General features: G+C 58.5%; 19 protein-coding genes. 10 read left to right on the plus strand and 9 right to left on the minus strand.

Features of this window, described 5'->3' with window-relative positions:
• Positions 1 to 63: 63 nt before the first annotated feature.
• The 3 genes from WH50_RS01380 to WH50_RS01385 are packed head-to-tail and all read right to left on the minus strand — an operon-like array spanning position 64 to position 1,350.
• Positions 64 to 693 carry an ADP-ribosyltransferase domain-containing protein gene (locus WH50_RS01380; RefSeq protein WP_243409944.1) on the minus strand — a complete coding sequence of 210 codons (630 nt, stop codon included), beginning with the start codon at positions 691 to 693 and terminating at the stop codon, positions 64 to 66.
• Positions 584 to 862, minus strand: a complete 279-nt coding sequence (locus WH50_RS26785; RefSeq protein WP_243409946.1) for a hypothetical protein — start codon at positions 860 to 862, stop codon at positions 584 to 586. Before WH50_RS26785 ends, WH50_RS01380 begins: the two co-directional genes overlap by 110 nt.
• Positions 859 to 1,350, minus strand: coding sequence for a CesT family type III secretion system chaperone (locus WH50_RS01385; protein WP_110185705.1), 492 nt, complete (start codon positions 1,348 to 1,350; stop codon positions 859 to 861). The genes WH50_RS26785 and WH50_RS01385 overlap by 4 nt, the downstream gene beginning before the upstream one ends.
• Positions 1,351 to 1,759: 409 nt before the next feature.
• Between WH50_RS01385 and WH50_RS01390 the strand changes: the two genes are divergently transcribed.
• Positions 1,760 to 2,785 (plus strand): class I SAM-dependent rRNA methyltransferase, encoded by a 1,026-nt coding sequence (locus tag WH50_RS01390; protein ID WP_110185706.1) that lies wholly within the window; start codon positions 1,760 to 1,762, stop codon positions 2,783 to 2,785.
• Between the two features lie 182 nt (positions 2,786 to 2,967).
• The gene (locus WH50_RS01395) at positions 2,968 to 3,807 is read left to right on the plus strand and encodes a 5'-nucleotidase, lipoprotein e(P4) family (RefSeq protein WP_110185707.1); all 840 of its coding nucleotides are present in this window, start codon (positions 2,968 to 2,970) and stop codon (positions 3,805 to 3,807) included.
• Between the two features lie 81 nt (positions 3,808 to 3,888).
• On the opposite strand, the gene WH50_RS01400 is transcribed toward WH50_RS01395, so the two are convergent.
• Complete coding sequence (locus tag WH50_RS01400; protein ID WP_165838267.1) at positions 3,889 to 7,224, minus strand: sensor domain-containing protein; 3,336 nt, start codon at positions 7,222 to 7,224, stop codon at positions 3,889 to 3,891.
• Between the two features lie 148 nt (positions 7,225 to 7,372).
• On the opposite strand from WH50_RS01400, the gene WH50_RS01405 reads away from it, so the two are divergent.
• The 3 genes from WH50_RS01405 to WH50_RS01415 all read left to right on the plus strand — a co-directional run bounded on the left by WH50_RS01405 (position 7,373) and on the right by WH50_RS01415 (position 9,559).
• Positions 7,373 to 8,128 (plus strand): ribonuclease T2 family protein, encoded by a 756-nt coding sequence (locus WH50_RS01405; RefSeq protein WP_165838268.1) that lies wholly within the window; start codon positions 7,373 to 7,375, stop codon positions 8,126 to 8,128.
• 116 nt (positions 8,129 to 8,244) lie between these two features.
• Positions 8,245 to 9,036, plus strand: coding sequence for an inositol monophosphatase family protein (locus WH50_RS01410; protein ID WP_110185710.1), 792 nt, complete (start codon positions 8,245 to 8,247; stop codon positions 9,034 to 9,036).
• An 82-nt stretch (positions 9,037 to 9,118) separates the two neighbouring features.
• Positions 9,119 to 9,559 (plus strand): hypothetical protein, encoded by a 441-nt coding sequence (locus WH50_RS01415; protein ID WP_133251213.1) that lies wholly within the window; start codon positions 9,119 to 9,121, stop codon positions 9,557 to 9,559.
• Positions 9,560 to 9,581: 22 nt separating this feature from the next.
• On the opposite strand, the gene WH50_RS01420 is transcribed toward WH50_RS01415, so the two are convergent.
• A complete protein-coding gene (locus WH50_RS01420) occupies positions 9,582 to 10,256 on the minus strand; it encodes an IclR family transcriptional regulator (protein WP_110185712.1) in 675 nt (224 codons plus the stop codon).
• A 212-nt stretch (positions 10,257 to 10,468) separates the two neighbouring features.
• On the opposite strand from WH50_RS01420, the gene WH50_RS01425 reads away from it, so the two are divergent.
• The 3 genes from WH50_RS01425 (at position 10,469) to WH50_RS01435 (ending at position 13,652) form a co-directional block, all read left to right on the plus strand.
• On the plus strand, positions 10,469 to 11,464 hold the full coding sequence (locus tag WH50_RS01425) for a Bug family tripartite tricarboxylate transporter substrate binding protein (protein WP_110185713.1): 996 nt from the start codon (positions 10,469 to 10,471) through the stop codon (positions 11,462 to 11,464).
• Positions 11,465 to 11,545: 81 nt separating this feature from the next.
• Positions 11,546 to 12,742: a CaiB/BaiF CoA transferase family protein gene (locus tag WH50_RS01430; RefSeq protein WP_110185714.1), complete on the plus strand. Its 1,197-nt coding sequence runs from the start codon at positions 11,546 to 11,548 to the stop codon at positions 12,740 to 12,742.
• Positions 12,743 to 12,827: 85 nt separating this feature from the next.
• Complete coding sequence (locus tag WH50_RS01435) at positions 12,828 to 13,652, plus strand: citryl-CoA lyase (RefSeq protein WP_110185715.1); 825 nt, start codon at positions 12,828 to 12,830, stop codon at positions 13,650 to 13,652.
• A 115-nt stretch (positions 13,653 to 13,767) separates the two neighbouring features.
• Here the strand turns inward: WH50_RS01435 and WH50_RS01440 are convergent, their stop codons facing one another.
• The 3 genes from WH50_RS01440 to WH50_RS01450 form a co-directional block, all read right to left on the minus strand.
• Complete coding sequence (locus tag WH50_RS01440; protein ID WP_110185716.1) at positions 13,768 to 15,408, minus strand: methyl-accepting chemotaxis protein; 1,641 nt, start codon at positions 15,406 to 15,408, stop codon at positions 13,768 to 13,770.
• Positions 15,409 to 15,697: 289 nt separating this feature from the next.
• Positions 15,698 to 17,047, minus strand: a complete 1,350-nt coding sequence (locus WH50_RS01445) for a DUF1329 domain-containing protein (protein WP_110185717.1) — start codon at positions 17,045 to 17,047, stop codon at positions 15,698 to 15,700.
• Between the two features lie 86 nt (positions 17,048 to 17,133).
• Complete coding sequence (locus tag WH50_RS01450; RefSeq protein WP_110185718.1) at positions 17,134 to 19,110, minus strand: DUF1302 domain-containing protein; 1,977 nt, start codon at positions 19,108 to 19,110, stop codon at positions 17,134 to 17,136.
• A 392-nt stretch (positions 19,111 to 19,502) separates the two neighbouring features.
• On the opposite strand from WH50_RS01450, the gene WH50_RS01455 reads away from it, so the two are divergent.
• Positions 19,503 to 20,594, plus strand: a complete 1,092-nt coding sequence (locus WH50_RS01455) for an AraC family transcriptional regulator (protein ID WP_243409943.1) — start codon at positions 19,503 to 19,505, stop codon at positions 20,592 to 20,594.
• Positions 20,595 to 20,715: 121 nt separating this feature from the next.
• On the opposite strand, the gene WH50_RS01460 is transcribed toward WH50_RS01455, so the two are convergent.
• Positions 20,716 to 21,042, minus strand: coding sequence for a type 1 periplasmic-binding domain-containing protein (locus WH50_RS01460; RefSeq protein WP_110185719.1), 327 nt, complete (start codon positions 21,040 to 21,042; stop codon positions 20,716 to 20,718).
• Positions 21,043 to 21,656: 614 nt separating this feature from the next.
• On the opposite strand from WH50_RS01460, the gene WH50_RS01465 reads away from it, so the two are divergent.
• Positions 21,657 to 23,438 (plus strand): acyl-CoA dehydrogenase, encoded by a 1,782-nt coding sequence (locus WH50_RS01465; RefSeq protein ID WP_207780128.1) that lies wholly within the window; start codon positions 21,657 to 21,659, stop codon positions 23,436 to 23,438.
• The last annotated feature ends 284 nt before the right edge of the window (positions 23,439 to 23,722 follow it).

Raw genomic sequence — 23,722 nt, forward strand, 5'->3', positions numbered from 1 at the left:
CCGCTCCCTGGACTTATCCTGAGTTGACTGGTGTTTGTTGCCCCCGCATGACGGGGGATTTTTTTAGCCTTTTTCTGTGCGATGCTGCTCAGGCTCGTTACTGCTGACTGCCTGCCCGGTTGGCTCTGTCTCCTGCATTTCGGTCAGGCTGATGTGCCACACTCCCTCCTGCTTTTCCATTTGCTGAACCTGAAAGGGGGTATTGGGCCGAATCAGCGCCTCCTCTTCATCTTTATACTCCGCAAACGCTCTGACATTGACCGCTGACTGGGTAGTGAGTGTCAGTTCTACCCGGGTGCCAGGAATGAAGGCTTTCTGCGGGTTCAATGAGGTGCTCATAAAGGCACTGTCACGATAGGGCCGGTCGAGGGCAAAGCGCGTGTGTACCTCTTCATCACTCATGTTTTTGCTAATGCCCCGGTATAGCGGGCTTGCCGCCTGATGCTCTGGCTCTTGGGCCAGCTTCTGCAAGCCCTGCTGCAAGGCCTCCACTACGGGGACCACCTTGTCGTTGTGCTGATAGCGCAGGTGATGGTTGATTGTCGGGTACAGATTGGTGGTGTACAGACGGATGGCAAGAAACTCATGGTAATCCGTAGCCGAAACGAGCCAAAGCTTGCTTAACTGCTGAGTCGTTGTAGCGGTTAGGCGGTGTGCTGATAGCGTTCGGATAGGCCGCCAACTGGCTGGCAGAGGTGGGTTTGTTGGCCGCCGAGCTGCTGCCTGAGGATGAGGCACCGAGCCATTTACCCAGCTTATGCAGCACGCCAGCCTTGTGTTTACCCTTGGTATGCTGTGGGGGGTTACCCTCGACGGACGAGGAATAGGGGCTGGCGGAGGGGGATGACAGTGATGCCTTCATGGCTGTTTCTCCGACATCAGTGACCGCCCCAACATCACTGCTGGATTAGCTGATCGATTGACCGACGCCTGCTGGTCCTGGCGGAAACGCGTGATAGTCTCCCGCAGTTGCTGGCTCAGTTGTTGCAGTTGCTCCAACACCTGCCCCAGAGGCTCTGCATCGCCATGGATCAGGCTATGGCTGTAGCGCAGACACAGCAGGCGCTGCTCGATATCCAGCGCGATACTGGCGTTCAACGTATGAGCCGGGGTCAGATTCAGGTGCAGTGACAGGGCAAGCAAACGGCCATCCTGTTCTGGGTCGATGCTGGTCAGCGAGTGGATGATAAACACGCTTTTGCCATCAGCGCTGGCAACCAGCAGGCATTCGTTGCCAGCGCTGAGCGGCCAGAGTAAATGCCCCTCCTGTCGCAGTGCTTCCAATTGGGCGCTGTCGGCTCCTAGCGGTCTGAGCACGTGTTCCAGACGTTGGGTCGGGTAGTTATCCATACAAATTCTCTGCGCTGTTGTGTTAGAGCGTGTTCGCGATCTGCTGCTTATCGGCCACACGACGTTGAAAAGATCTCCAGAATGTTCTTGATGGCCCATCAACTCATTGACCAGCCAGCGCTGTGACCTCTGCTGTTTTCGCCTTGTGTGGCCCAGGCTCATGCGTCGTGAACACATACGTAAACTGAAATATGAACCCAGTACGGGTAAAAGGCCGGAGCTGACTGAACCCTTCCACATACCCTGGGTTGTTGCGTTATCAGTGGAGCGCAGGGGGAGACTTGTTCCACTCAGAATCTGAACCTGCTCATGCTGTAGGGAAGCAGGTCCTAAAGGTGAATACTTGGCCAGGTTAGAGGGTGAACCTGCTTTGCTGCTAAACTTGTGCATCATTTCTATAGGCATTGCCATGACCCCTATCGCTGCGAGCATCGCGCTTGCCTTTGCACAGCGTCAGCCGCTGTTCAGCCGTTGTCAGACGGAAAACACCACCTGCTATCGCCTGTTTCACGGAACTAACGAAGGTTTGCCCGGCGTCACCGTTGATCGCTATGGTGATCTCTATCTGCTTCAGAGTTTTCATACTCCGCTTGACGTCGGGCAGTATCAGCAAATCGTCGCAGCGATAGAGCAGCAGCTGGGGCAGTCCGTGCTGTGGGTGTATAACGACCGCTCCGGCAGTAACAGCCGTATTGATACTGCACAGCAAGACTTCGCTTTGCGACCCGTGGACGCCGCGCTGGCGGATCACGAGGGGCTGGAGCTGGGCGTAAGCTATCGGGTACGAGGGCGGCATCAGGGGCAGGATCCGTTGCTGTTTCTGGATTTGCGTAATGCCCGGCGTTACGTACTGGAGAACAGCCAGGGCAAGGATGTGCTCAACCTGTTCTCCTACACCTGTGGTGTGGGTCTGTGTGCGGCCAAAGGTGGCGCGCGACAAGTGGTGAATATCGATTTTGCCCAGTCAGCACTGGCAGTGGGTAAGGAGAATGCCGAGCTGAATGGCTTCCCTGAAAGCCAGATCAGCTTTGTGCAGAGTGACTTTTTCCCTGCCTGTCGTCAGCTGGCGGGCCTGCCGGTTGCCGCACGGCGTGGCAAACGCCTGCCCAGCTATCCGCGGCTGGCACCGCGGCAGTTTGATCTGGTGTTTCTTGATCCGCCGCGTTATGCCAGCAGTGCTTTTGGCACCGTTGATCTGCTGCGTGATTATCAGAGCCTGCTGAAGCCTGCCATTCTGACCACTCAGGCGGATGGTCAGCTGATTTGCTGCAACAACGTGGCGCAGGTGGATATGGATACCTGGCGTGCGCTGGTGCTGCGCTGTGCAGAAAAGCTGGAGCGACCCGTGCGTGACGTGCAGGTCATCAGCCCGGCAGAAGACTTCCCCAGTCCTGATGGTCATTCTCCCCTGAAGACGCTGGTGTTGCAGTTCTGATCCGGGATCGTGAGCTCGTTCTGCCAGTCTGTTGATGGCCACGATGCCGTGGTGAAAGCGGGTGGTGACACTAATGTGACCACCCTGTGACAAATTTCTGACCATGTGGAATATTTTTTGCTGTTGAAACAGTCTGCTTCGGCATGACTGGAGTTCATCCAATACCACTGGGAGCTTTGCCTATGTCACGTTTTACCCTGCGCACCGCCGCGGTTTCTGTTGCTCTGTTATGGGGCAGTGTCAGCCTGCCGAGCTGGGCGGCGGATACCCCGGCAGCGCCTGCCTATACCACCAAGGATCTGAATGAGCAGCTGGTGCTGGCCACGCTGTGGATGCAGGCTTCCGGTGAGTTCAAGGCGCTGTCTTATCAGGCTTTCAATCTGGCCAAACTGCGGCTGGATATGTATCTGGCCGGTCATCCCGGCGGCAAGAAAGTCGCTGTGATCGTCGATGCTGATGAAACGGTACTGGACAACTCGGCGTACGAGGCCTGGCTGGTGGGCAAGGATTTCGGCTATTCCAGCAAGACCTGGGACAAGTGGATGGAGGCAGCGGAGGCCAAGGCCATGCCCGGTGCCGTGGCGTTTCTCAATTATGTGAAGAAGCGTGGCGGGGAAGTGTTCTACGTCACCAACCGCAAGGAAGTGGGCAAGGCTGGCACCATCAAGAACATGAAGGCGCTGGGTTTCCCCTTTGTTGACGATGCCCACCTGATGCTGCGCACCGACAGCAGTAACAAGGAGCCACGCCGTCAGCAGATCGCTGCTGACTATGATGTGGCGCTGCTGATGGGCGACAATCTCAACGACTTCAGTGCTGCCTTCGATACCAAGACCCTGGCAGAGAGCGATGCTGCGGTAGAAAGTAACAAGGCCAGGTTTGGTGCCGAGTTTATCGTGTTACCGAACCCCACATACGGTGACTGGGAAGGTAAGGTATACAACAACAACTGGGGCGCCTCACCGGCTGAGAAAGACCAGATGCGCAAGGCCCATCTGCATCCCTGGCAGCCTGCGGAGTAAGCGTCCGTTCTCATTGCTACGCGCTTATCGCCGGATACAACAAGACCGCCATCACGGCGGCCTTGTTGTATCCGGGTCTGACTAGATCATTGCGCCACCACTGGCTTCTTCATCCAGCATGTGAATAAAGTCCGCCTCGCTCATGGGTTTACCATAGTAGTACCCCTGTGCCTGCTGGCAGCCCATGCTGGCCAGCATGATGGCCTGCTCTTCGGTTTCCACCCCTTCTGCTACCAGCTCCATGCCCAGACTGCGTGCCATGGAAATGATAGCGCGTACCAGTGCAGCACTTTCCCGGGCCGTGGTGAGCTTATCGACAAACGAGCGGTCAATTTTCAGGGTATCGATGGGGAAACGGGCCAGATAGCCGAGGGATGAATAGCCGGTGCCGAAGTCATCCACTGCGATGGTCAGGCCCAGTGCGCGAATCTGCTGCAACTGCTCCATCACGTCGGGGCGGTCTTCCAGCAGAATGCCTTCGGTAATCTCTACCTCAAGCCATAGGGCAGGGCAGTGATGACGCAGCAGTGCCTGTTCGATCACCGTCAGCAAGGGCTGTTCGCTTTCAAAGAACTGACGCCCTGACAGGTTGACGGCTATTTTCAACGCCTGACCGGGGCGCTGGTTCCAGCGGCAGGCGGCCTGACAGGCGGTTTCGATCACCCAGCGGCCAAGATCGACGATGGTGCCGTTGTCTTCTGCCAGATGAATGAAACGGTCTGGCGTCAGTAGTCCGCGTCGTGGATGGTGCCAGCGAATCAGGGCTTCGGCGCCGAGAATCTGGCCGCTGCGCAGATCAATCTTGGGCTGATACAGCAGACGCATTTCGTCCCGTTCCAGACAGCGGCGCAGGTCATTTTCCAGCTCCAGCCGCTCACGGGCCTGCGTGGTCAGCTCTTTGGAGTAGAACCGCAGCGTATTGCGGCCACTGGCCTTGGCCATATACAGCGCGGAATCGGCAAAGCGCACCAGATCATCAAGATCATCGCCGTCATCGGGGTAGATACAGGCACCGATACTGGCGGATATGCTGATTTCCTTGCCATCCACCAGCAGCGGGTCACGAATGGCTGTCATCGCATAGTTGGCCTGGGTGTGCAGATCCTGACGGTCTTCAACCTTGCTGAGCACGACGCCGAACTCATCACCGCCGAGACGGGCCAGTATGGCGCTAGCATCCAGGCAGTTCTGCAGACGCTGGCTGATAATCTTCAGCAGGGTATCGCCATGGCCGTGACCGAGGCTGTCATTGACAGTCTTGAAGTGATCCAGATCGATGATCATCAGCCCAGCGCGCTTGCCCTTGAGGCGGGCATTGAGCAGGCTGCGGCGCACCTTGTCGTTGAAGAAACTGCGGTTGGGCAGGGCGGTCAGCGGATCATAGAAGGCCAGCATGTGGATACGCTGCTGGTACTCCTGAATGTCGCTGATGTCCCGCGCCACGGCCAGCACGCTGATCAGGGTATTGTCGCGATCATATTCGGCAGTGAGACGCAGCAGGGTGCTGATCTGCACACCCTGACTGTTGAGAATCTTGGTTTCCAGCTCGGTACTTTTGCCGGTGGCGATCACTTCCCCGATGGCTTCATCCACCTTGGACTCGCGCGGGATGTCGGTGTAGCCGTGCGACTGCAGAATCTTCAGCCGGGCTTCGGCGGCAGTCAGCCCCATGATGTCGCTGGCCTGCATGTTGACCAGCTTGAGCAGCGACGGGTTGCAGTACACCAGACGGCGCTGAGTATCGTAGCGACAGATGATGTCGGGGGAGTTCTCCACCAGGGTGCGGTAGGTCAGTTCGCTGCGATACAGCTGTTCTTCGATATCTTTGCGTTCGGTGATATCTCGGGCCACCGCCAGCACGCTGACGGTATCACCGCGCTGGCCCAGTTCGGGCGTCAGCTTCAGCTCAAAGTGGCGCAACCTGCCTTCGTCGGTCTGCACGCTGAGTTCGATACGGTCTGGCTGCTTGCTGGCGATCACCTGGCGCAGCTTCTGTTCCAGCAACTGGGCATCGACACCGGCTGCGGACAGTTCCGACGGTAATTTGCCCAGCGCTGCCCCATTGTTGAGGCCGCAGATTTGTTCATAGATATGATTGACGTAGATACGGCGACACTGAGTGTCGTAGCGCATGATGGCATCGGGGGAGTTTTCCACCAGGGTGCGGAAGGCCTGCTCACTGGCATGCAGACGTTCTTCCGCCAGATGCCGCTCGGTATAGTCACGGCCTACCACCAGCACGCTGCAGAGCTGATCATAGCGGTCAAACTCTGGCACCAGCCGCAGTTCGTAATAACGTTGCTGACCGTTGATATCTTCCACGCAGAGGTCCGTGGTGCCCGCATGGCCGGTATCAATCACCCTTTGCACGGTGTTCTGGTATTGCTGGGCGCTGCTACCGAGACCAGAGTGCTGCACCGGTGAGCGCCCCAGGCTGTCACTGGCCTGGGTACGGGTGGCCTTCTCGTACTGGCGGTTGACGTAGATACGACGGCACTGAGTGTCATAACGAATGATGACGTCGGGTGAGTTGTCGACCAGCGCACGGAACACCCGTTCCTTGTCGAAACGCTCATCTTCTTCATGCTTGCGTTCGGTAATGTCGCGGACGATCAGCGCCACTGACACCATTTCGTGCAGCTCATTACGGATCGGTACCATGCTGACGTCGATATAGCGGGTCAGGCCATTCTCATCCAGCGCGTCTTCAAAGTGCAGCGGTGCACCTCGCTCCAGACAGCGCTGTTCATACAGGCACCAGGAATCCCGGAAGGTGGCAGGTACCAGATCGCGTAACAGCCGCCCGGCCGCATCCTGAGAATGAAAGGCCAGATGGCGTTCGGCCGCCGGGTTGAGCCAGCGCACCTGTAACTGACGCTGGGGAGTGATATCCAGCAGCATGAAGGCGTCGTCGAGGCGTTCGAAGATGGTCTGATACTGGCGGTCACGTTCGCCACGGGCCGCTTCGGCATCCATCTGCAGTAACGAGTGCTGCTGTGCGACCCGCTGGCTGATATCGACACAGTAATTGACGATGAATTCTTCATCCTGATGCCGGAACAGGAACAGCGTCACTTCTACCGGTTTGCTGTTGCCGTCGGCATCCTGATGCTGGATGGTGAACTCGGCACGGTATTGGTGACGCAGCTCCTGCAGGGTTTTTTCGCGGTCATTGCGGCTCTGGCTGGCAGACCATTCGCGCATGAACCAGTCTCCGCTGATCTGCTCGGTATTCATACCGAAAAAGCTCAGGCTGGCGGCATTGGCGTAGACGATACGAAAGCCCTGGGAAGGCTGGGTAATCAGCACGGGAGAGCAGTAAGGCATTTCCAGCATGCTGAGTAACAGGGTGGGCCCATCAGCGACAAGCTTATCGCTATCCAGATAGAAAGGGGGGCTGGTTTCAGTGGGCGTCATAGCAAGGATCCTGCACCATCGCGACTGCATTTCTTAGGGTAGTCTGACGGTGGCTGTTGCGCCAAAGGGATCATCAGGCGCTGGCGGTATCCATGCTATATTCGCCGCTAAAGAGGGGGCGCCAAAGGCCATGTCTGACAGGAGAAGAATGATGACTGCACCACAGAATAGCGGGCGTCCTGCCAAGGCGGGGCAACGTTGGGGCAGAGCACTGGCGGGGGCGTTAATGCTCGCTCTGGCGGCACTGGTCAGTGTGCCTGCACTGGCCGACAGCTGCAGTGTGCCGGGCAGTCTTCCTGCCACCCGTATGATCCAGGTGGATTGTCAGGTCGATGGGCCGGTGACCGGCTATGTACTGGCACTGTCCTGGTCGCCAGCCTTCTGTGACAGTGCAGCAGGTCAGCGTGACAGCAATGACTTCCAGTGCCGGGATAACCAGTTCCGCTGGGTGGTCCATGGTTTATGGCCACAGAATTTTGACGCCAGGGGCGAGCGTTGCAGCCAGCCACGCCATTGTCAGGCGACGCTGGTGGATGCCGGTACAGTGCGCGATAACCTTTGCATCATGCCCGGTGTCCAGCTGATTCAGGGCGAGTGGCAGAAGCACGGCTCCTGCGCCTTCGATGCACCTGCTGACTACTTCAGTGAAATACAGCAACTGTGGCAGCGTATTCAGCGGCCACCACTGGAGTCACTGGCGCAGGGCGGGGGGATCAGAAGCGCCGCCATCAAGCAGGCGTTTATGGCCCTGAACCCGGGCCTTCGCAGCGACGATATGCTGGTTCAGGCAGGCAAGAAAAACCGTTTCAACGAGATCTTTATCTGTCTGGACAAGCAGGGACAGTTCCGCCGCTGTAATGGCAACGGCGTGCCAGATCATGTTGTATTGCAGCTGGTACAGTAGGTCACCTGGCTAGATCAGCCAAACCGCCATCAGCCCGTTCGCGGGGATATCGCCATCAGGGGGGCCGGAACCAGAGCAGCCGGCACAGCCACGGAAACAGATGCCAAGGGGATGTTATGAATGCACTTAATCAGCGCCACGCCCACGCCTGTCAATGGGCGCGAGAAGCCGGAGCGCTTGCGCTGGACTATTTTCGCCAGCGTGATGCACTGACCATCGACAGCAAGGGGGTGCAGGACTGGGTCAGCGAAGCGGATCGTAATGTTGAAAGCCTGATCCGCAGCCGTCTGGCAGAAACCTATCCCGAGGACGGTATTCTCGGCGAGGAAGAAGGCTGGCAGGCCGGCTCTTCAAACGGCTACTGGGTGATTGACCCCATCGATGGCACCACCAACTTTCTCCGTGGTCTGCCGGACTGGGGCGTAGTGATTGCTTATGTGGAAGAGGGCGAGGTGCAGATCGGGGTGATTTATGTGCCGATGCAGGAGCAGCTGTATCAGGCGGTACGTGGTCAGGGGGCCTACTGTAACGACCAGCCGCTGCACCTCAGTCAGCAGCCCATCGAGCTGTCATCGGTACTGATCTACATGGGTTTTGGTCGCCGTACGGCATTGCCGGATTATCTCGCTCGTATCGATTATCTCTACCAGTGTCAGATGGATCAGCGCCGGCTGGGCTCGGCCGCCCTGTGTCTGGCGCGCACCGCGGAGGGGCTGGTGGACGGCTTTTTCGAGGCGCAGATCAACCCCTGGGATGTGCTGGCGGGGCTGCTGATCGTGGAAGAGGCCGGTGGCTGGCATAACTACATCGGCCAGCCTGCGGCGACCGGCACCATGCGCGTGCTGGCCTGTGCAGCACCGCTGCAGGAGGCGCTGACGCCGCTGCTGCATATCGGTCAGCCACGGTAGGCCATCACCGGTTTTACAGCACAGAGCGATCCCCTCTAACAGAGTGTAAACACGTTCAAAGTGAAAAGGCAGGATAGAAAACATGGGGAGCGGTCGATGGGGTCGGGTAATGCTGTGTGGTCTGCTGTGGCAGGCCAGTACCGGCTGGGCCGGCACCTGGCAGTGCCAGGAGGATGTGGACGGGTTTATCCAGCAGCTGGAAGTGAACATGGAAGCAGACCGGTTGCTGGGGTTTCGCTATAGCGGCTCCACCACCGCCTTTGATGCCGAAGTGACGGCCTGCCGTTTAAGCGCCGAGCGTGATGACGGTGAAGTCAGCTGGGCCCTGCAGGGTCATACCACCACCATCAGTTATACCGGGCACAGTGACGATCAGGTCAAAATCAGCCAGATGGGATCGACCCTGATCTTTGATCTGTCAGGGGCCGCGCCCTGGCAATGCGGCAAGCAGGCCGTATCGGCTGCCACCATCGCTATAACCCAGGGCGAGCCGCATTGCCATAGCATCACCCTGCGTCAATAGAGGAGGTGCGGTCACCGCCCGGCTAGACAATCTGACTGGCCAGTTTGCGCGCTTCCTGCTGTAGCAGGCTGATCCACTGCTGGCATTGCTCCTCATCAAAGCGGGTGATCAACCCGGACAGGGCCAGAGTGCCTAGAAACTGACCGCCGCGATTGAACAGAGGCACCGCAACGGCGCCCACTTCTGCACTGCGTTCACCCTGTGAGCGCGCCCATCCCTGCTGGCGGATCACCTCATCCTCGGCGAGCTCTTCGCTGTAAGCCCGCAAGATACGCCCGGCAGCGCCCTGACCCAGCGGCAAGCGGATGCCCTCGTCGAGATGATGGCGCATTTCCCGCTGGGCATTTTCCCGATACAGGCAGATACGCTGCACACCGGCCCGTACGTAGAACGAGGCACTCTCGTTACTGGCATCACGCAGTGCCACCAGCACCGGGCGGATCAGCGGCTCCAGACTGTTTTCCGCATCACAGGCATGGCTCAGGCGGCGAATAGCGCTGCCGAGGCTGAACAGCCCCTTGCTGTCACGCTGGATGTAGCCAAACATTTCCAGCGACTTCATCAGGCGCAAAATCGTGCTTTTGTAAAATCCCGTCTGCTCGGCCAGTTCGGCCAGTGTCAGGCTGCGCCGTTGTTCACTGAAGCAGTCCAGCAGCGTCAATGCCCGCTCTACCGCCTCCACTCGATCATTTGCCATGGTCTGTTCCCGTACTTTTCCGGGTGAAAATTATGCCTGACAGAACGCTATTGCCGAAGTAATCCGCCATTGCGTTCTGTTCTGTAGTCTCTTATATTCTGTCAGAGAGAATAAAGTTCTCTTAAATAGAATTCAGGCTGTGGTTTTCCTGCCCTGGCCTGTCCTTTCTCAGCAGTCAGACTGCTGTCCCGATTTTGGTGGAGATAACAACAATGATTCGCCGTACCCGCTTGCTGACCTCACTCCCTCTGCTGTTACTGACATCGGCGCTGTCCGTGCCTGCCACCCAGGCTGCTGATCTGCCCAAGGCACCTGAATGTATCGCCCCGGCCAACCCCGGCGGCGGCTGGGATTTCACCTGCCGCACCGTCGGCCAGCTGCTGTCCACCCTGAGCTACGTCAAAGGTAATGTGCAGACCGTCAATATGCCCGGCGCCAGTGGCGGGGTGGCGTACGCCAACATCGTCTCCAAGCGCAACAGCGACCCGAATGTGGTGGTGGCTGCCAGCACGGCGACCACTACCCGACTGGCGCAGGGGCAGTTCCCCGGCATGAATGCCGAGATGGTCAAGTGGGTGGGGGCATTGGGCGCGGACTACGGGGTCATTGCCGTGGGCAAAAATTCGCCCTATCAGGATCTCAAGCAGCTGATGGCCGCGCTGCAGACTGATCCCAACTCGGTCAAGTTTGCCGGTGGCAGCGCCTCCGGTGGCTGGGACCATCTGAAAGTCCTGCTGGCGGCCAAGGCGGCCGGCGTCAGCGGGCTGGCGAAAATCAAGTATCTGGCCTTCAACGGCGGTGGTGAGGCGATGACTCAGGTGCTCGGCGGACACATTGATGCCTTTACCGGCGATGTGTCGGAAGTGCTGGGTTTCATGCAGTCGGGCGACCTGCGGGTGCTGGCCGTGCTGTCTGACAAACGCCTGCCTGCACCTTATGACACGCTGCCCACGGCTGCCGAACAGGGCATCGATACCGTGGCTCCGAACTGGCGTGGCTTCTATATCCCCGGCGGTGTATCGGATCAGGAATACCAGTGGTGGACGGCTACCCTCGACAGTCTATACGCCTCACCGGCCTGGAAGCAGACCATGGCTGAAAACGGCCTGATGCCATTCCACAAGGTTGGTGCTGATTTCGATGGCTTCGTGAAACAGCAGATCAGTCAGATTACCGACCTGTCCAGGGAAATTGGTCTGATTAAGTAATGTCCCTCTGTGGTGCTGCCACCACAGACAGCAGAGGCCCTGCCTGCCACCCCGATGGCGGGCAGGTGCCGGAGAAGTGTGATGAATCCTCCCCTCAAACATATTCGTGTACTGGACCTGACCAACGTACTGGCGGGGCCGTTTGCCTGTCATCAGCTGGCCCACATGGGCGCTGACGTGATCAAGGTGGAGGTACCCGGCTCTGGGGATCTGGCCCGTCAGCTGGGAGCCAGTGCCGAGCTGAATCGTGCCCTGATGGGGGTGTCCTTTCTGGCGCAGAACCCCGGCAAGCGCTCGCTGACCCTCAACCTCAAGAGTGAGGCAGGCAAGGCCGTTTTCCTGCAGCTGGTAGCCAGTGCTGATGTGGTGGTGGAGAACTTCCGGCCCGGTGTGATGGCGCGGCTGGGGGTCGGCTTTGAGGTGCTGAAGCAGCACAATCCGCGACTGATCTACTGTGCCATTTCGGGTTTCGGGCAGGATGGCCCCCTGCGCGATCTGCCTGCCTATGACCAGATCATTCAGGGGATGGCAGGGGTGATGAGTATTACCGGCGCACCGGACAACGCCCCTTATCGGGTGGGCTATCCGGTGGCGGACAGTGTCGGTGGCCTGACGGCCGCCTTTGCCATCGCCAGCCAGCTGGCCAATCCGCAGCGCGAGGCGAGTTTTATCGATGTTTCCATGCTGGAGGCGACGATGGCCACCATGGGCTGGGCGGTGTCGAACTATCTGGTGGCGGGGCGTGAGCCCAGACCCATGGGCAATGACAACGTTACAGCCAGCCCGTCGGGCACCTTCCGCACCGGCGATGGGTTGCTCAATATCGCCGCCAATAAACAGGAACAGTTTGAGGCCGTCTGTAATGTGCTGGGGTGCCCTGAACTGAAACAGGATCCCCGTTTTACCGAGCGTCAGGCGCGTCTTCAGCATCGCCTGCAACTGACGGAGCTACTGGAGCAGCGCCTGCAGACCGCCTCCACCGAGCACTGGTGGCAGGCGCTGAATCTTGCCGGTGTGCCAGCAGGGCCGGTGTACTCGGTCCCTCAGGTGCTGGCCCATCCGCAGATTCGTGATCGCGGCATGCTGGCGCAGTTCACTGCCGTGCCCGGTGTGGCGCAGGAGGTGTGCGTACTGCGCACCGGCTTCAAGGTCGATGGTCAGGCACCCGCGGTGGCGACACCGCCACCGGCGCTGGGCCAGCATACCGAGCAGATCCTGCAGGAGCTGGGCTATGACAGTGCGGGCATTGCAACGCTGCGGCAGGTCGGCGCCTGCTGAGATCGTGGGTACTGGCCGCTTGACCGTACAACGAACAAACCCTGCAGTGCCGCTGGGTGCTGCACCTGAAAGAGACTAGGCAATCATGGCAGACAATCTGGAAGATCAGGTCCGCGGCTGGTGGCGTACAGACATTATTGATATGGCGCCGGGCGAAATTCGCTATCACGGTTATCCCATTGAGGAGCTGATCGGGCGCCTGAGTTTTACCGACATGATCTGGCTGATGCTGCGCGGTCAGCTACCCGCTGCGGGTCAGGGACGGTTACTCGATGCGGCCCTGATGGCGGCGGTGGATCACGGCCCGCAGGCACCGAGTATCGCCATCGCCCGCATGGCCATGACCTGTGGCGTCAGTCTTAACAATGCCATGGCCTCCGCCGTCAATGTGCTGGGCGATGTGCACGGTGGCGCCGGTGAGCAGGCGATGCAGTTGTACAGTGATATCGCAAAGCGCCACAGTGAGGGCACGCCACTGGCAGAGGCGGCAGCGATTGAGCTGGACCGGTTTATCGAGCTGCACGGCAAGTTCATTCCCGGCTTTGGCCATCGCTTTCATCCGGTGGATCCGCGGGCCGGGCGTTTGCTGGCACTGGTGGATGAAGCGGCGGCCCGGGGTGAGGTCAGTGGTCAGTTTGCTGCCATTGGCCGCAGCATCGAACAGGTGCTGGCTGAGCGTAAGGGCAAGCGCATTCCCATGAATATCGATGGCGCTACGGCGGTCATCTATGCCGAGCTGGGATTCGCGGCACCGCTGGCCCGGGGGCTGTTCTGCCTGTCGCGCTCCGTCGGCATCCTTGCCCATGCCTGGGAGCAGGTCGGGCAGGGCGGACGCAACAAGGGGCCGATCCCCCGCCAGTTGATCTGGCAATACAGCGGCGCACCTGAACGTCATCTGTACGATGAATAAGCTGAGGTGCTCTGCTCAGCTTTGAGCCGACGCGCTGTGCGTCAGATTGTGAGCGGATAACGGGCTTGAAGAAAAATGCGACCTGCCGGATTGCAGGCAGGTCGAATGCAGAGCGTCAGGCTTTAAATCGACTTATCAGCCCGTGCAGATGGCTGATGGCAGAAGCAATATCATCGGCAGTGGCGGCGGTCTGATGTGAGGCTTCTTTCACTTCTGCCGAGGCATCACTGATGGTGACAGCGCTCTGGTTAACGCTCTCTGCCGTGCTGCTTTGTTCTTCGGCGGCGGTGGCGATCTGTACACTCATATCGCGGATGCGGCCGATGGCATCGCTCATGGCGCGTAGTGCACTTTCTGCCCGTCCTGACGACTCGCTGGTTTGCTGTGCCTTGCTGACACCACGTTGCATCGCCACGGCGGCATCCCGCGAGCCGTGCTGCAGGTTTTCCATGATTTCGCGGATTTCAGCGGTGGAGTCCTGCGTGCGCCGGGCCAGGGTGCGCACCTCATCGGCCACCACGGCAAAACCCCGCCCGGCCTCACCAGCACGGGCGGCTTCTATGGCGGCGTTGAGGGCCAGCAGGTTGGTCTGTTCGGCGATACCGCGAATCACTTCCAGCACCTTATCGATATCCGTACTGGCATTGGCCACCCGCTGGATGGTGTGGCTGATGGCATCCACTTCCTCGGCCAGTTCGCCGATATTGCGCACGATCACTTCCACCACTTCATAGCTGTCATGGGTCAGGCGGTCTGTCTCGTTGGTGGCGCTGGCGGTTTCCTCGGCGTGACGGGCCACTTCCTGAGCTGTCGCGACCATTTCGTTCATGGCGGTGGCGAGGGTGCCGGTTTCACTGGACTGACGGTGAATACTGTGGTCGGTGCGTTTGGCCGCCTGTTGCAGCTTAGCGGCCGACTGATTCAGCCGCATCGCCACCTGCCCGGTTTCCCGCACAATATCGGCGATACCAGCAGCAAAGCGATTGAAGGTAGCCGCCAGTTGCGCCAGCTCGTGCTTGCCGTCGGCAGGCAGTTGCTTGGTCAGATCACCATCGCCCTCGGCCAGCTCATGCATGGCGGCGATGGTACTGCGCAACGGGCGACGGATGCTGCTGATCACCATGGCCGCCAGGGCAATCAGGACCAGAATGATCAGTCCGGATTGCAGCGCCAGGGCCTCCAGCTTCTCCAGTGCTGCCCTGTTGAGGTCATCAATATAGATACCGGAGCCGATCAGCCAGCCCCAGGGTTTGTACTCGCGGGCAATGCCGAGTTTGGCCACCGGCTTACCGCCTTTGCTGCGCGGCCAGAGATAGCGCACCTGCGCCATGTCGCCCTGATCGACCCCCTTGAACAGCTCCTGGTTAATCTTGACGCCATTCTCATCCTGAATGTTCATCAGGTTGGTGCCGAGCTTGTCTTTAGGCAGGGTGGGATTGATGCGCATGATGCCGGTGCGCTCGGTGACGAAAATATAGTTGCCGTCGGCAAAGCGCATGGCACTGAGGGCTTCACCGGCGAGGCGCTGGGCATCGTCGTGGCTGAGTTTGCCTGCCTGTTCCAGCTCGGCAAAGTGGCTGACTTCCGATAGCGCACTCTGAACCACGAAGTCGATGGAGTGGATGCGACCGGCCAGCAGGGTATCGCGGATATTCAGATAGCTCATCAGGGTGCTGGCCAGCAGGGCCAGAATAGCCAGGCCGAGGATAAACCAGATACGGGTGGCGATCATGAAACGTTGCATTAGGGCTGTCATCGTTGTTATTCCCCTGCACTGATAGGGTATAGACGCAGCTATCCCCAGAGCGGGGTCTCTGCAGCGGTAATGGCATGTACCTTTAAGTAAACAGGCGGCTGACAGAATCGCACGTCAGGAATACACCGGAAGATGCCAGTTGTCGGACGCTGACGGGCAGTGGAAAGCAGCAAAAAAAGCCCCTCACAAGGAGGGGCAATTCGCCATGTTACGGGACATTCAAAGCAGGTACCCACTCAAAGCCAGTACTCAGAACCAGCTCGCGAGATCGCCAACGCCTCCTTAAGACTTAACGTTTACCCATGCGACGGATGGCATCGGGGGTGAAGTCGTTGTGACGGAACTTCTCACCAAAGCTGAAACCGTTACCTTCCTCGTTGGTCAGACTGCCGATCAGATAACGGCCTGACTGCAGGTCGTACAGGGCTTCAGCGGTCAGCCAGGGTACCTGGGCATCGCGGTACTGGAACTCATAGGCCTCGGCCACGCGCCACAGCTGATCACGGCCATCGTAGTGATCCACCACGGCGGCCTGCCAGGTATCTTCATCAATAAAGAATACACGTTTGGCATAGATATGCCGTTCGCTGGGCTTCAGTGTCGCTTCCACTACCCAGACCCGGTGCAGCTCGTAGCGGGGCAGGTCGGTATTCAGGTGGCCGGGTTTGACGATGTCATCGTACTTCAGGCTGCGGCTGGCGAGCTTGAAGCTGTTGTAGGGGATGTACATCTCTTTCTTGCCGATCAGTTTCCAGTCATAGCGATCCGGCGCGCCGTTGTACATGTCGAGGTTATCGGACGTACGCTGACCGTCGGTCGCGGTTCCGGGAGCGTCATAGGCCACCTGCGGGGCACGGCGCACACGGCGTTGACCGGCGTTGTAGACCCAGGCCTGACGGGGCTGGTCTACCTGGTTCAGTGTTTCGTACACCAGCAGGACGTTACCCACCAGACGGGCGGGGCTCAGCACTTCCTGTGTGAAGTAACTGAGGATGTTCTTGTCGCCATCCTGTACGCCATCTTCCATATAGGCAGGCCAGGCGAACTTTTCCTCCAGCTTGACCGGGCTGTAGTCGCCATTGGCCTGCACCGCAGCCTGCATCACGGTGCGCTGCAGGGTGCCGCCACGGTAGCGGGTGATGTGGTTCCAGATGACTTCCAGACCATTCTGTGGAATGGGGAAGGGTACGGCTTCCTTGAAGGTACTAACGCCGTTGCCACCGGCTGCCAGCTGAACCGAGGTGGCGTTGGCCTTGGCAGCATCATAGATGCGCTGAGGCAGGGACGCACTGCGGTGGCTGGGGTAGATGTTCATCTTGTAGTCAGGATACTTCTTGAACATGGCCACCTGACCGGGGGACAGCTTGTCCTTGTACTGGTCAACATTGGCGGCGGTAATGGTCAGCAGAATCTTGTCACTGGCATAGGGGTCAGCAAAGCGATCGCCGCTGCTGGCGGGCAGTCCGCCTTCCCATTTGGGGATGCTGCCATCGGCATTGCCTGCCATTTCGGCACCGATGGGGGTCAGGGAGGTTCCCAGTTTGGCCGCCTGATCAGCCGATACGGCAGCCTGAGTCTGGCAGCTGATGGCCAGCGCCAGCAGGCTTCCGAGCAATAGGGGTTTTTTATACTTATTCATTTTGGTGTCCTGTTACCTGCGTGGGCAGAGAGGCCATGGTAGCAGCATGGCCGTCCTTACATTTGGACTTTACGTTGGGTGCCTGATCAGAACGACATGCCAAAGCTCAGTGAGGCGTAGTCGCGATCCTTCAGCGTGTTGTAGTCACCACCGTAGAAGCGGTTCCATGACAGGGTGCCGTAGTACTTGTTCAGGTAGTCGGCACTAACTGCCAGACCCAGTGACTTGGCACCTTCATTGAAGGTACCGCCGGGCTGTGGTGAAACACCGTCGACGTCATGTTTGAATGACAGCGAGGGGGTCAGGTTAATCCCGGCAACGGCATCTGGGTAAGACAGTGAAGCACGCATGGCGTAGCCCCATGAGTTGGGCGTTACGAAGCCTTCGTTGTCACCTGAGGTGTAGCCGTAGGCACTACTGCGGCCGTATTTGATGGCGGAAGCGCTGTCATCCAGCCCGTGGACGTGGATAAAGCCCACTTCACCTACCAGTGCCAGCTGATCGGCGCCGAGCACGCGGTCAATAGTCTTGATGGCAGTCAGCTGTACCTGTGACACGTCAAACAGATCGTAGCCACGAATCACGTCACCGTAATCAGCCGAGCTGACACGCTGGTCGATACCGGCGTTGATGCCTGCCCCCCCCAGTGTGGCGATGGAACCCAGCAGCGCGCTGCCGTTGATCTGCATCGGTACGTCATGCTTGTAGCTGTACTCACCGGACAGGGCGATTTCACCCACGGTGGTATTGAAGCTCAGACCCAGCGTCTGGATGTTTTCCGGGTAGGAGGTGAAGTAGGTGCTATCCGCTGCGGCATCCAGTGTGTGCAGGGTAGCCACGGACAGCAGGCTCCTGTAAGTGCTGAACAGCGGGCTGGAAGGATTGCTGGCACCGGCTGAGGCCAGGGCCGAAAGGGTGGCCTGCAGCTGCGCCTGGGTGGAGATACCCCCGGTGGCGGCCTGCAATACGGCACTCAGGTTGGTGCTGCTGGGATCGGTGGCGGTTTTTACTGCGCTGACCACTGGCAGACGGCTGTGCAGGTTAGTGAAGTACACGCCGAATTCGGTGCTGTTCAGCTGTTCCGCCAGATAGCGGAAAGCGACACCGAACTGACCGTCATCACTGGCTTCGCGCACACCGTCATGGTCACGTTGAACCACGAACTGTCCTGAGCTGAAGTAGGCAGAGTCATCGGCCAGCAGGGTGCTGTAGCCGGGCAGGGCTGACAGCGCCGAGTTGTTGCTATAGACACGGATACCGTTACAGCCGGCGGCGGCATAGTCGTTGTCGGAGAACATGGTGCCGCAGCCATCGGCCACGGTGTGTTCAAACTCCAGCTGATAGAAGGCTTCCATGCTGAGATTGTCGGTCACGCCGAGGTTCCCGTACAGCATGTTGACCGGCAGCAGGCCTTCCTTCACTTCTGCACCGGGACGACGGAAGGTGTTGGCATCGACCGGGTTGATAGTGTTGATGCCGCCTTGCAGGAAGGTACTTTCACCCCAGCTCACGACCTGGCGACCGAGACGGACATCCAGCGGATGCGTGCCCAGATCGAAGTTGCCGTAAACGAAGGCATCCAGCAGCGCAGCGCCTGCGAATTTGGAGTAGTTGTCGAAGCCGTCATCGCTCAGGGGAGTGTTGGCGCTATAGCCGTTGCCACTGTTGCCGTGGCTGCGGTTGCCGTCTTCCAGCTCCATGTCGTACCAGTACTTGCCACGGACGAAGGCGCCGAGGTTCTGATAACGCAGGTCCAGATCGTGGACGCCTTTGAGGATCTTGGAGAAGGTTTCTCCCTTGTGGAAGTTCAGGTTGCCATCGTCATCGTTACCTGCACCCGGGCCGGTACCGCCGTTGGCTTTGGAAATCAGATAGGGGTCAGCATCTTCCAGACGCCAGCTGGCGCCAACGGAGATGTTAGAGTCCAGTCTGCCCTGAATTTCACCAATATTGAATTCGAAGGAATGAGCCTGGCTGGCAGCCAGCAGCCCGATAAGTCCAGAAATCGCAGCCGAAAGAGGACGGCGTGTGAAGCGCTGGACCCTTTTTATTTTTGTAGTCATGTGGCGTCACCTGCTTGGGATGTCGAATTGTCCGTGGAAGGGCATTCGCAATGTAATGAAACAGATTCAGTTTCATGCTGATGGAGTGTTGACTAGCTCCCCTGACCCTGCAATGACAATTTTGGCCAAAAACGCTAACAAAAAAATGCGGTGAGTATCTGGCGGAAAATGTCAGTTGCTGAGTGGCGCCAGCAAGCACGCTGGCTGCAGCGGCAGTGGTGAATGTAAACGAATATTCAGGTCGCCCGCTGGCAGGTTGCCCCTTTGCTGACAATAGTGTTGTCTGTGTAAAGTAGCGGGAAAACAACAACCAGTCCCGGTTGCGACATCTGCGCTGCACTGCATCAAAATCAGGCAAGTTGACAGATTCCGGGAGCAACGGAGATCGATCAATGACGCTGATGCGTGAGTCTGCTGCCAACGACCGCACCATCACTATTCCCGCCGGTTTTGTCGGTTATCTGCTGCGTCAGGTGGACAAGCAGGGCTACGATGTGGAGTCGTTGCTGGCGTCGGTAGACATCAGCCGGGAAGAACTCGACAGCGGCAATGAAATATCTGCCCGCAAGTTTGGCCAGCTCTATCAGCGGGTGATCTGGGTGCTGCAGGACGAATCCTTCGGCATGCTCAGTGGTGGCAAGGTACCCAATGGCACGTTCCGCATGATGTGCTATGCCATCATCCACTGCAAAAATCTGGAAAAGGCCATCCGCCGCTGCAGTGACTTCTACGAAGTCTGCCGCGGTTCCATCATCAAACCGGTGCTGCTGCGCCGCGGCCGCTATGCCAAATTCAGCTTCCAGCCGCTGGCCTCGCTGCCGGAAAACGCCCTCGGTGATCTGGTGCGGGATGAAACGCCGCTGGTGATTCGTACCTCTCTGTCGGTGTGGCATCACTTCCTCAGCTGGCTGGTCGGACGGCGGGTGGAGCTGAAGGCGGTGTATTTCAGCTTCCCTGAGCCCGTCGATGTGGATCACTACCGTCAGCTGTTTCAGGCGGAAGTGAAGTTCAGCCAGCATGACAACGTGATGGTGTTTTCATCGACCTATCTGGACTTGCCGCTGGTACAGACCGAAGAAACCCTGCGCGGCTTTCTCAAGACGGCGCCCTTCCAGCTGCATGTGATGGTGGATGATGAAAAGAGTCTGAAATCGCAGATCATCGCCATTCTGGGCAAGGACTTCAGCCGGGAGTTGCCCAGTGCCGAAGAGGTGGCGGTCAAGCTGAATATGTCGATCTCGACCCTGCGCCGACGGCTGATGGAGGAAAGCACCTCTTACCAGAAAATCAAGGATGACTGTCGCAAAGAGGCGGCGATCAACTACATGAACTCGCCGCATCTGAGTATCAACGATATTGCCCTGCTGATGGGCTTTGATGAACCCAGCGCTTTCTTCCGCTCCTTCAAGAAGTGGACCGGAATGACGCCGGGCGAGTACCGTCAGCGTGTGCGCTGGCAGGAATTTGACAAGCCCGCGCTCTGAGATTGTGGGTAGGCGCTGAGGTTTACTGATAGCGCTGCATGTTCTGTGGAGGCAGCGCCTCGACCAGGAATCCACAGATAGGCGTCAAGCTTGTTGCTCCAGGCCATACAGAAGGCAGCATTCAGCGCCACGCCCCTGACCTTTGGTATCCGGCATTACGGTGATATACATCCATCCCATCCCATCCCATCCCATCCCTGACTATGGCTTCAGTACGGTCATTGTTGGCTACCTGCTTTCCCACCACATTCATCCTTGGGTACTTGGCGACGACGTCTTCGATGTCCTTGGTACGGATCAGCGTAACTTCTTCGTCAGACAGGTTGCCGATCATGATCGCCTCCTCCATGTGCACGGAGGCGGACTCCAGCTCGTTGGAGCCGACAAATACCCTGCCCTGCTGCGATGGTTTGTCCTCGGGCTTGCGGTTGACATACACCAGTGACACGCCGCCTCCACCGGATTAACGACCACCGCATCCAGTCTTCAGCAACAAAGCGCTCCAGCTGACTGAGCTGGCGGCCTGTGCCCTCCTGCGCATCGTCAAAGTGCACGGTAACGCCCTGGTTGGTCGCTTCATCTGCCATCGCTGTAGGAATCAGGTGAGAAAGTTCTGATCGAAATAGGCCATAGAAACCGCATTGGTTTCCGCCATGGCGTTCAGCAGAGTGGCACAAACAGCCAGTGTCAGTGCAGAGGCAATGGCGAGCATCTGCATAGCAGGACCTTGCTATGTTTATGACTATCCGAAATGCAGCCTGAGCCCACGGCTGCTGGGCTTTAGCCCGGGTGCAAGCTCTCGGAAACTAGTACTGGCAGCGCGGCAGAATACTTGTCGATTGCCTCAGAAATACCTCAGGTTTAGCCCGCAGATAACCTTCCTTTGGGTGTGTAATGACGATGGCTGGCAGCTGCCATGGCCATTTTTGTCAGTCATTTCGAGAGGAATTGTTATTGTCCGTGCAGGGGGCGCTGACTGATCCTGACAGTCATCGAAACGGCGCAGTCTGGCGAGGGATCCTTAAACGTCAGCAAGGCGTCAGGTCTAACGAGAGAACAATAGTGAAAGACTATCGCTACCCTGAACAGGATATGCGTTTTGTGCTCGACGAACTGGTCGGCATTGAACGTCTGGCGGCCCTGCCGGGTCAGGAAGAACTGTCGGCAGAGCTGGTGTATGCCGTGCTGGAAGAGGCCGGGCGCTTCGCCAATGAGGTGCTGGCACCGCTCAACGAAGCGGGTGATCGGCATGGTGCGACCCTGGCGGACGGCGAGGTGACGACCGCGCCGGGATTTCGTGAAGCCTACCGCCAGTTTGCTGACGCCGGCTGGGTTGGCATGTCGGTGGACAGCGAAGTGGGCGGACAGGGGTTGCCCAACGTGCTGGGGACCGCCGTCAGCGAAATCTGGCAGAGTGCCAATCTGGCATTCTCACTCAATCCTCTGCTCAGTCAGGGGGCCATCGAAGCCCTGCATCATCATGCCAGTGCCGAGCTGCAGCAACGCTATCTGTTACCGCTGGTCAGTGGTCAGTGGACCGGCACCATGAACCTGACCGAACCGGATGCCGGTTCTGATCTGGCGGCCATCAAGGCGCGTGCAGTGCCAAAGGATGACCATTACCTGATTACCGGCCAGAAGATCTTTATCACCTGGGGCGAGCATGACTGCACCGACAATATCGTCCATCTGGTGCTGGCACGCCTGCCTGATGCGCCTCCCGGCGTAAAGGGCATTTCTCTGTTTGTAGTGCCCAAATTCCTGCCGGATGAGGCAGACAACTACTGTATTCGCAACGATCTGCGTGCCGTGGCGCTGGAGCACAAGCTTGGTATTCACGGCAGCCCGACCTGCGTCATGAGCTATGGTGACAACGGCGGTGCGGTCGGTTATCTGGTTGGCGAGCCCCATCAGGGCATCATCTGTATGTTCACCATGATGAATCATGCCCGTCAGGGCGTTGGTCTGCAGGGGCTGGGCATTGCTGAACGGGCCTATCAGCAGGCAATGGCCTATGCTGCTGAGCGTGTGCAGGGTGTTGGCGCGGATCGCAAAACCCGCGTCAGTATTAATCAGCACGCTGATGTGCAGCGTATGTTGCTGACCATGAAAGCTGCCACCGAAGCCATGCGGGCTCTGGCACTGACCGCCTCGGCGGAAGTGGACTTTAGCCGTTCCGGACAGCTGGCTGCCGAGCATCAGGCGCGTACCAGCCTGCTGACACCCATTGTCAAAGGCTGGATTACCGAGCTGGCGCAGGAGGTGACCTACCTCGGCGTACAGGTGCATGGCGGGATGGGCTTTATCGAAGAAACCGGCGCCGCCCAGCATTATCGCGATGCCCGTATCCTGACCATCTATGAAGGCACCACGGGCATTCAGGCACTGGATCTGGTGGGGCGTAAATGCCAGAGCGATGGTGGTCAGGCGTTGCGTGCCCTGCATCTGGAAATGCAGGAAGACGTGGCGGTGATTCGTGACCGCTATCCCCGTCTTGCTGCTGAGGCAGACAGCTTTGCCGCTGCCTTGCAGGTGGCGCAGCAGGCCCGTGACTGGGTATTGAATAACAGTGCTGACAATGCCGCCGCGGTTCAGGCGGGCAGTGTGGCATTCATGATGCTGCAGGGCTACGTCACCGGTGGCTGGCTGTTGCTGAAATCGGCAGCCTGTGCACTGGAAGCCGCTGACGCTGAGCGCCTGGATACAGGTTTTGCTGAGCAGAAAGTGCAGACTGCCTGTTTCTTCAACCAGCAGTTGCTGCCGAGGGTATTTGGCCTGTGGCCGAGCATTGAGAAGGGGTATGCCTCGTTAGCGGCACTGGCCGCGACGCAGTTTCCCGCCTGATGATGCTCTTTATCGACTCGCTATGCCGACGAGCCAAGGCGTAGCAAGTACCTTATCCTGCTTCCGGGATGGCCCCGGAGGCGGGTAACGGCTGTCGTAGTGACAGTCTTTCTCTGTGATCATTCCCGCATTCCGGGCCACCTCACCGGCCCGGCTTTTTCTTCCTGCCTTCCTGCTGTTCGACGTTACCTGTGACGGTCGACGTTGCCTGTGCCATACACCACCGTTGAAGAAGCAGCTGCTCTGTTTGACTGACCAGCTGATAGCACATACTCACGTCCTGA

This window comes from Pokkaliibacter plantistimulans, from assembly GCF_003194385.1.
GTDB classification, from domain to species: Bacteria; Pseudomonadota; Gammaproteobacteria; order Pseudomonadales; family Balneatricaceae; genus Pokkaliibacter; species Pokkaliibacter plantistimulans.

What these genes read in the sequence shown, in the direction of transcription:
- WH50_RS01400 (WP_165838267.1), bottom strand. Translation starts at nt 7,224, where the DNA reads ATGACGCCCACTGAAACCAGCCCCCCTTTCTATCTGGATAGCGATAAG.
- WH50_RS01450 (WP_110185718.1), bottom strand. Translation starts at nt 19,110, where the DNA reads ATGACTACAAAAATAAAAAGGGTCCAGCGCTTCACACGCCGTCCTCTT.
- WH50_RS01420 (WP_110185712.1), bottom strand. Translation starts at nt 10,256, where the DNA reads ATGGCAAATGATCGAGTGGAGGCGGTAGAGCGGGCATTGACGCTGCTG.
- WH50_RS01395 (WP_110185707.1), top strand. Translation starts at nt 2,968, where the DNA reads ATGTCACGTTTTACCCTGCGCACCGCCGCGGTTTCTGTTGCTCTGTTA.
- WH50_RS01390 (WP_110185706.1), top strand. Translation starts at nt 1,760, where the DNA reads ATGACCCCTATCGCTGCGAGCATCGCGCTTGCCTTTGCACAGCGTCAG.
- WH50_RS01455 (WP_243409943.1), top strand. Translation starts at nt 19,503, where the DNA reads ATGACGCTGATGCGTGAGTCTGCTGCCAACGACCGCACCATCACTATT.
- WH50_RS26785 (WP_243409946.1), bottom strand. Translation starts at nt 862, where the DNA reads ATGAAGGCATCACTGTCATCCCCCTCCGCCAGCCCCTATTCCTCGTCC.
- WH50_RS01445 (WP_110185717.1), bottom strand. Translation starts at nt 17,047, where the DNA reads ATGAATAAGTATAAAAAACCCCTATTGCTCGGAAGCCTGCTGGCGCTG.
- WH50_RS01385 (WP_110185705.1), bottom strand. Translation starts at nt 1,350, where the DNA reads ATGGATAACTACCCGACCCAACGTCTGGAACACGTGCTCAGACCGCTA.
- WH50_RS01430 (WP_110185714.1), top strand. Translation starts at nt 11,546, where the DNA reads ATGAATCCTCCCCTCAAACATATTCGTGTACTGGACCTGACCAACGTA.
- WH50_RS01405 (WP_165838268.1), top strand. Translation starts at nt 7,373, where the DNA reads ATGATGACTGCACCACAGAATAGCGGGCGTCCTGCCAAGGCGGGGCAA.
- WH50_RS01425 (WP_110185713.1), top strand. Translation starts at nt 10,469, where the DNA reads ATGATTCGCCGTACCCGCTTGCTGACCTCACTCCCTCTGCTGTTACTG.
- WH50_RS01415 (WP_133251213.1), top strand. Translation starts at nt 9,119, where the DNA reads ATGGGGAGCGGTCGATGGGGTCGGGTAATGCTGTGTGGTCTGCTGTGG.
- WH50_RS01435 (WP_110185715.1), top strand. Translation starts at nt 12,828, where the DNA reads ATGGCAGACAATCTGGAAGATCAGGTCCGCGGCTGGTGGCGTACAGAC.
- WH50_RS01410 (WP_110185710.1), top strand. Translation starts at nt 8,245, where the DNA reads ATGAATGCACTTAATCAGCGCCACGCCCACGCCTGTCAATGGGCGCGA.
- WH50_RS01440 (WP_110185716.1), bottom strand. Translation starts at nt 15,408, where the DNA reads ATGACAGCCCTAATGCAACGTTTCATGATCGCCACCCGTATCTGGTTT.